Origin of the sequence: Paenibacillus sp. NPDC101420 (assembly GCF_050277435.1) — a bacterium.
Lineage (GTDB): Bacteria > Bacillota > Bacilli > Paenibacillales > Paenibacillaceae > Paenibacillus_AQ.
Map to the genome: position 1 here is coordinate 948,184 of NZ_JBNNSE010000001.1, position 12,877 is coordinate 961,060.

The window sequence follows — 12,877 nt, forward strand, 5'->3', positions numbered from 1 at the left end:
TGCGAAATTCGCAGCTGTTCCTTTTTTGTATGTTAATTATTGAGAAAGACGGGATGCAAGCTCGTACAACTCCACGTCAAAGTCTTTCTTCGTATTCACTACAAGATCGATATCTGTAAGAGTTAGTTCTCCCTTGATGATACCGCAACCTTTATCAGACTCACCTTCAATTAGTTTACGAACGGCAAAGTCACCAAGACGGCTAGCAAGGTTCCGGTCTCCAGGTGTTGGTGTTCCTCCCCGCTGAATATGTCCAAGTACAGTAACCCGTGCATCCAGAGAAGCATGACGATCTTTCAACGCTTGGGCCACATCTTCGCCTTTACCCACACCTTCTGCAACGATGACGATACTGTGACGTTTACCTCTGACAAAGTTGTCGCGCATACGATCCGCAACTTCATTCAAGTCATATGGCATTTCTGGCACGAGAATTGTTTCTGCTCCAGAAGCCAGACCTGCATGTAGTGCGATATCTCCACAATGACGTCCCATAACTTCTACAATGGAAGAACGCTCATGGGAGGACATCGTGTCACGCAGCTTGTTAATAGCATCTACAACGACACCAACTGCTGTATCAAACCCAATGGTGTAATCCGTGTAGGAAATATCATTATCAATAGTTCCCGGTAATGCCATCGTCTTGATACCGAGTTTACTTAGTTTATTAGCACCTTTATAAGAACCATCTCCACCTATAACTACTAGGCCATCGATGCCCATTTCATTAAGAATATCTGCACCCTTTTGCTGACCTTCTGGTTTTGTGAACTCCAGACATCTTGCAGATTGCAGAATGGTTCCCCCACGTTGAATAATGTCACCAACACTGCGAAGATCCATAGGGAAGATATCGCGATTCAGAAGACCTTGATATCCACGTTGAACTCCAAAAACTTCAATGCCATAATAAAGTGCGCTTCTTACAACCGCACGAACAGCGGCGTTCATACCTTGTGAATCTCCACCACTAGTCAGTACTGCAATTTTTTTGATTTTTGACATTCTGTTGTTCCTCCTTAAAGTTGTGCAATGCCCCATCCGTTGTATAGATGAAGCTTCGCAGCCTTGTTACAAAAAACGATTGCGTATCCAGCGGCTATTAGCGAAGAAGAACAGCCTTGTAAGCGGACTTCCTCTCATCAGGCTTTTAGACACAGTGCGAACTTCCCGCTGTTCGCTAACTTTCGGATCAGATAAATAAAGTGCCAGCAATCCCTCAATCACCATACGATGCATAGATGATTCCGGAAGTTCACGTACATCCTTACGGGCCCACTCAACCATGGAAGCGATCCGACTTAACATGGTATCCGTGTCGTCATAATAATTGCAGAAATTAAGATCGCCGCCTGCTCGGTCCTCTTCCTGATCAATCAAATAATCCAGCATAATGTGCAATCCACAAACATGTGGAAAATATGCAGCTCGAATCGATTCCGAAGAAGACTTACTTAGCTTCGGATCACATGCAGATAGAAAAAGCATGAATACGCCTAAAGTAGAGCCCGTTGCAGCTGCAAACTCGTTCCAATGCAGATGCGGAGCACGGCTACCCTGCTGCTCCCACCATTCCTTCAGGGCTGTTTCCCTGAGTTCCGGGCGGATATGCTTATATACCTGCAAATCTGTATACAGCACAGCCAAATCACGAATCTCCGCTGCAGCAGCGGAATAACCTGGCAGCAAAGAGATCATCTCCTGGCATTTTCGAACTAGCCTATACAAGTACCCGCCGTCATTCTGTTCATCGCGAAGCGCATAATAATTGACAGGTTCAGCGTTTGGATCAATGGCATCCAGCATAGATTGATGCAGCAGCCTGAAATCTGCAGGATCAAGCGAAGTACTGCGATCACATAAGTTATCTAGATAATCACTGATAGTTTGATAAGCAACAATAAGCGGAATAAGTATATGTCTCATCGATAAATTGCCGGCGGCATAAATACCTCCACCTATGCAGTGAAACTCCTTTGTTTCAATGCTGGCAAGTGCTTGCTTCCGGAGCTCGGGATCGGGAATCCCATTCGCATCTTGGCGCCAGAAGTCCAGACTTTCTCTCACTTCTGGCAGCACGTACTTATAGACCCTGTTCATAAGCCCAATAGGGCCACGCGGGCTAAGGTAACGGCCTTGCTCTAATTCACTCAATGATAGTGCCTCCACATTGTTGTCTCCTTATCCAAATCACCACTTATTATAATATGATCAGACGTATTTGTACAAACAACAAAATCACTTTCGTAAAATTATGAAAGATTCAGAAATAACGCAATTCAAGAATAAAACACATAACCCTTCATTGCTTTATGCTATACTAGCCATATTTCAATCTCAGAGGAGTGCACTTTCATGTTTTCAAAACGGACCGGAAGCCCTTACAGCGATCAGAATTGGCTTCGTTCCTTTCTTTTTACGATTTATGGCACTAGCGTTCTTGTAGTATCCTACTTTCCTTTATTCTACACACTTTTAGGGTTTAGCAGTTCTCAGGTGGGCTACTTGTATTCTCTCGGTCCCCTCATCTCCATCCTATCCAATCTCTTCTGGAGTATGATGAGCGATAAGCTAGGTACCATTCGAAAAATCATGTTTATTTTACTCGCGGGGCAATTAGTTACCGGACTTCTATTAGCCAGAGCGACCGAATTTTCTTCCGTTATGCTTATTTTGTCCTTTTTCTACTTCTTCTATTACCCAGTTTTTCCGCTTGCTGATACAATGGCCATCAAAATTGCGGAGCGACACGGACGAAACTTCATTACAATTCGTGTATTTGGCTCATTAGGCTATTCTTTCTTTGCTTTAACCGTCGGGTATGCGCTTAGAGCTTTAGGTGCTACTTGGAGTCTTACCTTATGTATTATTATCATTATAATCGCACTTCTAATTACAATTGGCCTAAAGGATGTCAAAAAAACTGTTCCAGAGCTCCCCAATCAGAAGGCTGTTACTACCAAACCAGGCAAGAAAGAGCATGGGCTTAAAGATATCCTTTTGCGAAAAGAAGTGCTGTGGTTCTTCGGATGTGTCTTTGTACTCGCACTGGGACATAGAATGAACGAAGCTTTTCTCACCATCAGTTTAAAGAACCTGGGCGCTGGTGAGGAAGTGATCGGCTGGGCATTACTTGCCTCAGCACTAAGTGAAATCCCTGTATTATTTATACTCGGCAAATACGGCGACAAATTTAAAGAACTGCCCTTATTAATTTTAGCCAGTCTCATGTATGCCCTTCGCTTTCTACTAATGGCGCTCGCCGATCACCCAGGCTCTATAATCGCGATTCAAGCCTTGCATAGCCTGACATTTGGCGTCTTTTTTGTAACATGTGTCCGCTATATCACTCGGATTATTCCTGATCGTCTCCGAGCAACCGGTCTTGCAATCTACACAGTTGTTTGGTCAAGTGCAGCTGGACTTCTAAGTGGTACATTTGGTGGAATGATCTATCAGGAAGCAGGACGCTTCACCTTCTATATGGTAGCGGTTGGCTTCAGCCTTCTTGCTTTTGTAGGCTTTTTAGGACAGCATTTATTGGATACCCATCGAGATTCAATGCGCTATTTCAAGAATAAGAACAAAAAAGCTTCCCTATAATAGAACACTTCTGATACTCAAAAATATTAAAAGGTCTTAGCTATCCCTTCGCTTGGGAATGCAAAGACCTTTCATCTAAATTGATGTCTATTAGACGTAAAAAAACACAGTTCCCGAAAGAACTGTGTTCTATAGTTGGTAACCACTCTTGCAAGGGCTTGCCAAGTAAATTATATATTTATAGCAGACAGCTTAACTGTCTTTGCCGTTTCTTATAATTTTACTACGTTTTCAGCTTGCGGTCCACGATTACCATCAGTGATATCGAATTCTACTTCTTGACCTTCGTCCAAAGTTTTGAATCCTTCACCTTGAATTGCTGAGAAGTGTACGAATACATCTTCGCCGCCTTCTACTTGAAGAAAACCATAACCTTTTTCTGCGTTAAACCATTTTACTGTACCTTTCAATTGAACAACCTCCTAAAAATAACCGCCATATATGGCGTATAACTATATTATACTGCAATCTTTTACTCAAATCAATCTATCTGGATCTTTAAATATGTGATTTAATTTGCTTTTCCCTTGACCAGTGCGTTATCATTGAGCCAAAAGCCAAAAATCGCCAGGGTGGTAATGATAATGATCAAAAAACATGAAATATACAAAACAGACAAATGGAATATGATGACGGTAGAAGTTCAAGGACGTTATATTGTACTTCGCGAAATCTCCGATCAATGGGGAGAAGAAACACATACTTTCCTTAGTCGTCCAGCTATGATGCAGTGGGTGAACAACCGATTCAACAAAGAATCTTATAAAGATAATGAAGAAGAGTATAAAAATATCATCGCAGCCTTCAAACAGGTATAACAGAATATGAACACAGAAAATATCGCGATTTATGTTGTCCTAGTCTTATGTCTAGGCGCAGTTCTAATTATGACCAAGGATCGTGTCCCGCCGCAGTTTAAGCGGGGCATGGCCTTAACTGCAGTCATTATGATTCTGTTCGCCTTCATCTTTGTTATTTATAGCTTATTGGCATAACTTATACTTTCATATATTTAAAGAAGACTAAATATTAATAATCAGGACTTAATAGGGCATAATAAGCCGACTCTACTTTCAAGAGGAGGATGTTATGCCTATTTCACCCAAGTCCATCCCTCTTCTACTTGTGCTCAGCTTGCTACCGGGTGATTTATCATCTACAGTATTGCCGAGGGAGATTATGCCTACTACATCTCATCATTCTAGGAGGGTTTCTATGGAAAAATTATTGAAAAGAAGCGAAGTACCTGCTGAGAATCGTTGGAAGCTTGAAGATGTGTTTGCTTCTCAGAAGGATTGGGATGCAGAATTTGCTGAAGCTAAATCCTTAATCAAAAAAGCTGCGGATTTTCAGGGTACACTAGATTCCGCGGATGCTCTAAAAAAATGTTTTGAAATGGATGACAAGCTGTCCATCCTAACTGAACGACTCTTCGTGTATGCACATATGCGTCAAGATGAAGACACAGCTAATCCTGACTCTCAGGCTTTGTCCTCCAAAGCGAAAAAGCTTGGTATTGAAGCAGGTGAAGCCTTATCTTTTGTAACCCCAGAAATTCTGGCGTTGCCAGTTGAGAAGCTCGACCAATTCATCGCTGATCCGAACCTATCCGCTTATAAATTCACCTTAACTGAAATGAAACGTGAAAAAGCCCATGTGCTTTCTAAGGCTGAAGAAGCACTGCTAGCTCAGGTCGGAAATTTAGCTCAAGCACCTCAGAATATTTTCAGTATGCTGAACAATGCGGATCTGAAATTCCCTAAGATCAAAGATGAGGATGGCAAAGAAGTTGAACTGACTCATGGCAACTATATCAAGTTTCTCGAAAGTAACGACCGTGAGGTTCGCCGAAATGCTTTTAAGGCAGTCTATGATACCTACCGGAAGCAGAAGAACACTATCGCAGCAACGCTTAGCGCCAATGTGAATAAAAATGTGTTCTACTCACGAATTCGCAAATATCCTTCTGTAATGGAAATGTCACTCTATGGTGATAACATTCCTAAAGAGGTTTACACCAACTTGATTGATACGATTCACGAAAGCCTTCCATTGATGCACCGTTATATGAAACTGCGTCAGAAGCTGCTGGGTGTCGATGAGTTACATATGTATGATCTGTTTGCACCGCTTGTTGATGAATATAAATTAGATATCACCTATGAAGAAGCCAAGAAAATCACTAAAGAGGGTCTCAAACCGCTCGGTGAAGATTATCTGAATGTGCTGCAAAAAGGCTACGACAACGGATGGATCGATGTGTATGAGAACGAGAATAAACGGTCCGGGGCTTACAGCTGGGGGCCATACGGTACGCATCCTTTCGTACTGCTGAACCATAATGATAATTTAAACAGTATGTTTACACTGGCACATGAGATGGGCCATGCATTACACTCGTATTTTTCGGATAACGCTCTGAATTATCGGGATGCGCAATATACGATTTTCCTAGCAGAGGTTGCTTCTACTACTAACGAGGCGCTGCTAATGGATTATTTACTCAAAAAGTCTACAGATCCTAAAGAAAAAATGTATTTGCTCACCTACTATGCTGATCAGTTCCGGACAACAATTTTCCGGCAGACGATGTTCGCTGAGTTCGAGAAAATCATTCATCAGCGTGTTGAAGAAGGTGAATCGCTTACTCCACAAGATCTTTCGAGCATCTACTATGACCTGAATGTTAAATACTATGGTAAAGAAATGGTTGTAGATCAGGATATCGAGATGGAATGGGCGCGGATTCCGCATTTCTATAACAGCTTCTATGTTTATAAATACGCAACCGGCTTCTCAGCAGCGACTAGCTTTGCCAAACAAATTCTTGAAGAAGGCAAACCTGCGGTGGATCGTTACCTCGGCTTCCTGAAGAGTGGCGGCAGTGACTACTCCATTAATATTCTGTCTAAAGCTGGTGTTGATATGTCTTCTCCTGAGCCGATTCGCGAAGCGATGAGTGTCTTCGAAGATGTTATCGCTCAAATGGAACAGTTGACCAAATAAGGCAGAGAGCTTAGTATTGCATTAATCCCTTGCCCTATTTGGGCAAGGGATTTTATTCTGTTATATCCCCTGAGGAGGAAGAATTCAATGAGAATTCAATGGTCTTTAATTGCAGGTCTAATCTTTGCGCTGCTAACAGCCATATTTGCAGTCATCAACGTGGATCCCGTTCAAGTCAATTTCGGTTTTGATGTAGTTAATATACCGCTGATCCTAGTTATTCTGGGCTGCGCGTTAATTGGTGGAATCATCGTGGGTTCTTACGGTATTTTTCGCCAGTACAAACTACAAAAACAAATTAAAAGCTTAAATGCTGAGCTAACCAAACTTCGTGATGCCGACACTTCTTTAGATTCTTTTAACACAGACAATGATGGCCTGACAGGAGGACTTAACTAATGATTACTATTCAACCAAACGAAGATTACATACTCTCAATCCTAAAAAAATTGCTGGATACACCGAGCCCCAGCGGCTTCACAGCACAAGTAATGAACCTTGTTGCCGAAGAAGCGGCAGCATTAAATGTACCGCTAAGCTGGAATGAAAAAGGCGGCGTAATTCTAACCGTCCCAGGCCTAGATCCTTCCCGTACTATCGGCATCAGCGCTCACGTGGATACACTTGGAGGCATGGTTCGCTCTATTAAATCTGATGGTACACTGCGACTGACCTCTGTTGGTGGCTTCACTATGCACAGCATCGAGAATGAATACTGTGTGATCCATACCCGCAGCGGCAGAACCTATACTGGAACCATCTTAACCAGCCATCCATCCGTTCACGTATATCCAGATGCTCGTGATTTCAAACGTTCAGAGGAGAACATGGAAGTACGGATTGATGAGCTAGTATCTAACAAAGAAGATGTACTTAAGCTAGGCATCTCCGTTGGTGATTTCATTTCCTTCGATGCACGTGCGGTGATTACACCTAGCGGGTATATTAAATCCCGCCATCTGGATGACAAAGCGAGCGTTGCTGCCCTTCTTGGCCTGCTGGAAAGCATGAAGCGCGAAGGCTGGAAACCGCTCCACAACCTTTCTTTCCTCATCTCCAACTATGAGGAAGTGGGACATGGCACAGCTTGGATTCCTGGCGAGATTAATGAAATGATCGCAGTCGATATGGGCGCCATGGGCGACGATCTTAGCTGTAAAGAAACCGATGTGTCCATCTGTGCAAAAGATTCTTCAGGCCCTTATGATTATGTTATGACTGGCCGTTTGATTGAGCTGGCAGAAGCACTTGCTATTCCTTATGCCGTTGATATCTATCCAATGTACGGCTCCGATGCTTCCGCTGCCCTTCGAGGCGGCAATAATATTCGTGCCGCACTGATCGGCCCAGGCGTACACGCCTCCCACTCCATGGAACGTACACATAAGCAAGCTGTAGTAAACACTGCTAAGCTTCTCGCTGCTTATGTGGGCACTAACTGAGGCAAGTACTGGCAAGTTAAAGCAGCTCTGGAGACGTAGACAATGGCTGATAGTCTCACTTCTGCTGCTCATGATAGCAGTATCAGCAATCTCGATGTTCCTGTTTTCCAGAAGCCACAAGGAAAATCCCTTTGATGGTCTTCCACACGCTTACACTTATTTAGAGACCGTGAGTCCAGAAAATGTTCAACTCTATATGATGTCACTTTCACCCGAAGATATTAAACTCAGAGCCGCTGGTGCACCCCTTCAGCAAGTGATTGCTTATGGGATTAATGGAGGCTTCTTCTATGGAGATGCACTTCTATCCATTGCTATCATGAATGATATCCCCACTAACGGTGTTAAAAAGGCGTACGGCTCCGGCTGGTTTAACGCTAAATATGCGCGCGGAACCCTGGTCTGGGATGGTGCCAGTCGTAGCTTTTCCGTACAGGTCGTCTCATCGGGAGAAGAATTGAACGTTACGGATCGCCAGCATTATTTTGCGCAAGGCGGCATTAGTATGAATCTGCAGGATGAGGATCTCTGGGAAGATGTGATAGCGAAAGAACATCTTCCTTATTCGGATGAGAAACGAATGCGCTCAGGCATGCTGTATGACGATAATGGCAAGCTGTGGCTGATTGTTACGCCAACACTCTCGACGGCGGCAGAGTTCCGTTCAGCCATCCTACAGAGCGTGCCTGCTGAAGGTCTCGAAGGTATTTTTCTAGATGGTGATGGCTCCTCACAGATGAATGCTGATGAAATCATCTTACCTGGCGACTCTCGTGCCGTGGTGCAAATGATCGCGGTGGACGGAACGAAATAAAGCAAAAAGAAGCGATACTCTACTATTAGAGATCGCTTCTTTTTGTGATTTTATTCAATCCCAGACTTGCTCCAGCTTATCTGAGTAATATGAAATGGCCTTACTATAGCTTCTTATTCCTTCATCCGCAGAGGTTTCAGCCAGCAATTTAAGCAACATCCCCATAGCCAGACTATGATCTCCGAGATTGTGCAAGGTCATTGCAAGGAACACCGGAAATTCCTTATTCTCTGGGTACTCGTGAATGGCCTGCTCCAATATTGCTTTGGAATTCTCATATTCTCCGAGTGTTCGGTAGGTGCTGCCCAGTCCCAATAGAGCGCCGACTTTCTGCTCCGAAGATAAGCCTAGTGTTAAGCTTTTCTCATAATAGGGTATTGCCTCGCGTTCCAGACCGAGCACATCATGCGTCCACGCTAATTGATACAGAAGTTCTGCATCATTACCATTCTGCTCATACAGCTCTAACAGCATCATTCTGGCTTCTTCAGCTTTACCTTCGTTTCGCAGGGCTACAGCTTCCACAAGTTGATTCTCCAAACTGAGCCCTCCCTTATTGTCACACATGGACAATCCGTTTTATGCTTTACCAGCGATTTTCTCTGCAAGCTCATTCAGATAGGTCCAGCGCTCCATTAGACGCTCCAGTTCTACTTCGGCAAGCCTCTGCTCTTCCACTAGCTCCTGCAGTCTCCCGGAGTCAGCAAACGCTGCTTCCATCTCCGCACTAATATCCGTCAAGCGCTGTTCTGCAAGCTCGATCTGCTCGTCAATTCCTTCATATTCACGCTGTTCCTTAAAACTGAATTTGAGTTTGGTCTTGGAAGCTGATGATGCCGCTGTGTTACTGACTGTTTCTGTAGTCTCTTTACGCTTTGCATTCCCGTCATCTTTGTTCGATTCTGCATTGCGTGAAGGAACATTTTTGGCCAGCCATTCTTCATATTCCGTATAATCGCCAACATGAAGCCGAATTTCTCCATTTTCAAAGGCAATCAGCTTGTCTATAGTCCGATCCAGGAAATAACGGTCATGGGATACGGTAAAGACGACGCCCGGGAATTCATCCAGATAGTCTTCTAAAACAGCCAACGTGCCAATATCCAAGTCGTTCGTAGGCTCATCCAACAGCAACACGTTTGGTGCTCCCATCAATACACGAAGCAGATAAAGGCGTCTTTTTTCGCCACCAGACAGTTTGGAAATCGGCGTCCATTGCATCGCAGGAGGGAACAAGAAGCGTTCGAGCATTTGGCCTGCGGTAATGACGCTACCATCAGCTGTACGTATGACTTCCGCTTCTTCCTTCACATATTCAATAGCTCGCATGCTGTCATCCATATCCTGATGTTCTTGTGTAAAGTAACCCAACTTAACCGTCGCACCAAGCTGAACCTCTCCCTTATCCGGCTGCAGCTTACCTGCAATCAGATTCAGAAGTGTTGATTTACCGCTACCATTTGGACCTACAATACCTACGCGATCTTGTGGTACAGCAATATAGGTCAGATCTTTAATCAACTGACGACCATCCAGCGATTTTGACAGTTCATTGATTTCAATGATTTTGCGACCCAAACGTGTGGATGCCACCGAAATATCCAGCGAACCGTTCGAACTGCTTCCTGTACTTTCTTTCAGCTTCTCAAAACGGTCGATTCTTGCCTTTTGTTTCGTTGATCGAGCTTTAGCTCCACGACGAATCCAAGCAAGCTCCGTACGAAGCAGGTTCTTACGCTTTTGCTCCGCAGAGGCTTCACGCTCTTCACGGTCGGCTTTTAGCTCTAGAAAACGGGAATAGTTGGCCTCATAACGGTATAACTGTCCTCCGTCCAGCTCTAGCATGACACTTGCGACACGCTCCAGGAAGTAACGATCATGCGTTACCATTAAGAGGGCGCCACGCCGTTTCTGTAAATATTGCTCTAGCCAAGCCACGGAGTCCGTATCAATATGGTTCGTAGGCTCATCCAGAATAAGAAGCTCAGATGGCGTAATCAGGGCAGCCGCAAGTGCTACACGTTTCCGTTGACCACCAGACAGCGTATCCATCAGCGCATCGAATTTCACTATACCCAGCTTAGTAAGTACGCTCTTAGCTTCACTCTCCAAATGCCAAGTACCTGCTGCATCGATAGCCTGCCCAATCCGCACCAGTTTGCCTTCCAGTTCTGCATTACCTGGCTCTTTTTCAAGGCGAGACATGATCTCCATATACTCACGCATGGTAGCAAGATCTGGATCATCTCCGGCGAAGACCTGTTGCAGTACTGTATTTGTCGGCTCATAAGGAGGGTTCTGTGCCAAGTACTGCACTCGAACATTATTTCCGATCGCAATTTGCCCATCATCCGGGGTATCCAGACCGGCAATAATACGTAAAAACGTAGATTTACCCGTTCCATTCACACCGATCAAACCAATTTTATCCCGATCGTCCATACCAAATGAAGCATCACTAAAAAGTACTTTCTCTCCATAACTTTTGGAAAGATGTTCCACGGTCATAATATTCATGCTATTTCCTCGCTTGCCTTATATTTTCATAAAACCGGTCGCAGCATGAAGCTGCTATTCCACCGGTCTATCATCCTGACCTAAATTCAAGTAATCCATAGCCCCTTTAATAAAAAGACCCGCAGCGAAACCAGCGCGTTTATGCGCATCTTCTTCCTTAAAAGATGGATCGAACAAAATATCCATCTTCAGTCGATCCAACATCCCTATGTAGGACTGCGCCATAAGCTCAGGCTCAGACACACCGCCCTCCAGCAATACCTTCACCACTGCCTGCATATATTCTTCCATAAAAAGCGTCATATACGCCACAAGCTCTGGGTTATTGTTCGGTGCGCGGAAAAAGAGCTTCGTGTGTCGCTTACGCTCATAATAATAGTAAAGATGATGTTTGGCGATAATTGACAGTTTACCTGCCAAAGTATCACTAGCCTTCAGCTTTTCCTGTAATTGCTGAAGGAATCCCTCACAGTCCCGGCGCGTTACCGCCATGAACAATTCTTCTTTACTCTTGAAGTATAAATAAACGGTGCCCTTAGCAATTCCGGCCTGAACCGCAATTTCCGACATCTTCGTTTCGTAAAATCCACCTGAACCGAAGAGCTCGTATGCGGCATCCAGAATGGCAGTATGTTTATGATTGGACGTGCTGCTCATCGGTTCCTCCTTTAAAACATCATCCCACACAATAAGGCAATAGCCCCTCCGACGATAGAGCTAATAGCATTGACTGCATCATTAGTCATCCACTTCCAGCCACGTGCGTATTCAACCTTTTTACCGCAGTGATGTGTACTTTCCACTTCGCGTCCGCATACAGTGCAACGATTCATCTGCTGAACGGTTGCCCCTAGGATAGAATCTGTGAACGCACCCGCAAGTCCTCCAGTGAGTCCAGCCAATGTAAGCAACAAGAAGGATTGATCTGGCATGCCGGATATCATCCGTAGCAGCCATGAAGATGCACCGATAAGTGCACCTCCTGCGGCGGCGGCCAGCGTACCCAGACTGGATACGCCACCCGAGGCACCGGCCGGAAGTATTTTACCTGTCAGGACAGACCGAGGCGGCTTCTTGCTGAGTGTACCAATCTCCGTAGCCCATGTATCAGAGGTTACCGTTGCCATAACGCCGATAAATAAAAATTCCCAATGTTCCATCGGAACAATCGCATTCAATAGAACGAAAACCATCCCAAGCCCACCATTAGCAAAGACCTGCCCAGCATCTCGGCGACCTGTCTTGGCATAAGTCAGCTCAAGCTCTGCCTTATTATCATGATGAAGCTTAGACAACAGGCTTGAAGAGATGAAAAAAACCAACAATATTCCAAACCAAAAGGCATTTCCAGCACCAAAATAAATGGTCCCCATGGCTACCGCGGCAAGCATGCCGGAAAGGCTTAAGGATTGTTTCCTATAAGCCGCCCCCGCAACTAACAAAGCGCCAAGGGCGCCGATAATCCATAACATAGATTCATCTCCAACAGATG

At 44.5% G+C, this 12,877-nt stretch carries 14 protein-coding genes; 7 read left to right on the forward strand and 7 right to left on the reverse strand.

The window, feature by feature from the left end:
- Positions 1–36 precede the first annotated feature (36 nt).
- Positions 37–1,008, reverse strand: a complete 972-nt coding sequence (gene pfkA / locus ACQKMP_RS04415; protein ID WP_042126307.1) for a 6-phosphofructokinase — start codon at positions 1,006–1,008, stop codon at positions 37–39.
- Positions 1,009–1,074: 66 nt separating this feature from the next.
- The gene (locus tag ACQKMP_RS04420; RefSeq protein WP_042193615.1) at positions 1,075–2,157 is read right to left on the reverse strand and encodes a tetraprenyl-beta-curcumene synthase family protein; all 1,083 of its coding nucleotides are present in this window, start codon (positions 2,155–2,157) and stop codon (positions 1,075–1,077) included.
- A gap of 201 nt (positions 2,158–2,358) precedes the next feature.
- Between ACQKMP_RS04420 and ACQKMP_RS04425 the strand changes: the two genes are divergently transcribed.
- Complete coding sequence (locus ACQKMP_RS04425) at positions 2,359–3,606, forward strand: MFS transporter (protein ID WP_427468886.1); 1,248 nt, start codon at positions 2,359–2,361, stop codon at positions 3,604–3,606.
- Positions 3,607–3,818: 212 nt separating this feature from the next.
- Here ACQKMP_RS04425 and ACQKMP_RS04430 read toward each other — a convergent pair whose 3' ends face one another.
- Positions 3,819–4,016, reverse strand: coding sequence for a cold shock domain-containing protein (locus ACQKMP_RS04430; protein WP_042126303.1), 198 nt, complete (start codon positions 4,014–4,016; stop codon positions 3,819–3,821).
- A gap of 174 nt (positions 4,017–4,190) precedes the next feature.
- Between ACQKMP_RS04430 and ACQKMP_RS04435 the strand changes: the two genes are divergently transcribed.
- The 6 genes from ACQKMP_RS04435 (at position 4,191) to ACQKMP_RS04460 (ending at position 8,868) form a co-directional block, all read left to right on the forward strand.
- Positions 4,191–4,424 carry a hypothetical protein gene (locus ACQKMP_RS04435; RefSeq protein WP_036689271.1) on the forward strand — a complete coding sequence of 78 codons (234 nt, stop codon included), beginning with the start codon at positions 4,191–4,193 and terminating at the stop codon, positions 4,422–4,424.
- A 6-nt stretch (positions 4,425–4,430) separates the two neighbouring features.
- Positions 4,431–4,601, forward strand: a complete 171-nt coding sequence (locus ACQKMP_RS04440; RefSeq protein WP_167348490.1) for a hypothetical protein — start codon at positions 4,431–4,433, stop codon at positions 4,599–4,601.
- 220 nt (positions 4,602–4,821) lie between these two features.
- Positions 4,822–6,612 carry an oligoendopeptidase F gene (gene pepF, locus ACQKMP_RS04445; RefSeq protein WP_042186822.1) on the forward strand — a complete coding sequence of 597 codons (1,791 nt, stop codon included), beginning with the start codon at positions 4,822–4,824 and terminating at the stop codon, positions 6,610–6,612.
- Positions 6,613–6,699: 87 nt separating this feature from the next.
- On the forward strand, positions 6,700–7,011 hold the full coding sequence (locus ACQKMP_RS04450) for a LapA family protein (protein ID WP_042186819.1): 312 nt from the start codon (positions 6,700–6,702) through the stop codon (positions 7,009–7,011).
- 2 nt (positions 7,012–7,013) lie between these two features.
- Positions 7,014–8,054 (forward strand): M42 family metallopeptidase, encoded by a 1,041-nt coding sequence (locus ACQKMP_RS04455; RefSeq protein ID WP_042193612.1) that lies wholly within the window; start codon positions 7,014–7,016, stop codon positions 8,052–8,054.
- Positions 8,038–8,868 (forward strand): hypothetical protein, encoded by an 831-nt coding sequence (locus ACQKMP_RS04460; protein ID WP_379422169.1) that lies wholly within the window; start codon positions 8,038–8,040, stop codon positions 8,866–8,868. The genes ACQKMP_RS04455 and ACQKMP_RS04460 overlap by 17 nt, the downstream gene beginning before the upstream one ends.
- 54 nt (positions 8,869–8,922) lie before the next feature.
- Here ACQKMP_RS04460 and ACQKMP_RS04465 read toward each other — a convergent pair whose 3' ends face one another.
- Genes ACQKMP_RS04465 through ACQKMP_RS04480 form a run of 4 tightly spaced genes read right to left on the reverse strand, consistent with a single transcriptional unit; the run spans position 8,923 to position 12,857 of the window.
- On the reverse strand, positions 8,923–9,435 hold the full coding sequence (locus ACQKMP_RS04465) for a tetratricopeptide repeat protein (RefSeq protein ID WP_042186815.1): 513 nt from the start codon (positions 9,433–9,435) through the stop codon (positions 8,923–8,925).
- A gap of 12 nt (positions 9,436–9,447) precedes the next feature.
- A complete protein-coding gene (locus ACQKMP_RS04470; RefSeq protein ID WP_042186813.1) occupies positions 9,448–11,385 on the reverse strand; it encodes an ABC-F family ATP-binding cassette domain-containing protein in 1,938 nt (645 codons plus the stop codon).
- A gap of 54 nt (positions 11,386–11,439) precedes the next feature.
- The gene (locus tag ACQKMP_RS04475; RefSeq protein WP_042186811.1) at positions 11,440–12,042 is read right to left on the reverse strand and encodes a TetR/AcrR family transcriptional regulator; all 603 of its coding nucleotides are present in this window, start codon (positions 12,040–12,042) and stop codon (positions 11,440–11,442) included.
- Positions 12,043–12,053: 11 nt separating this feature from the next.
- On the reverse strand, positions 12,054–12,857 hold the full coding sequence (locus ACQKMP_RS04480; RefSeq protein WP_339246883.1) for a DUF92 domain-containing protein: 804 nt from the start codon (positions 12,855–12,857) through the stop codon (positions 12,054–12,056).
- Positions 12,858–12,877: the final 20 nt, after the last annotated feature.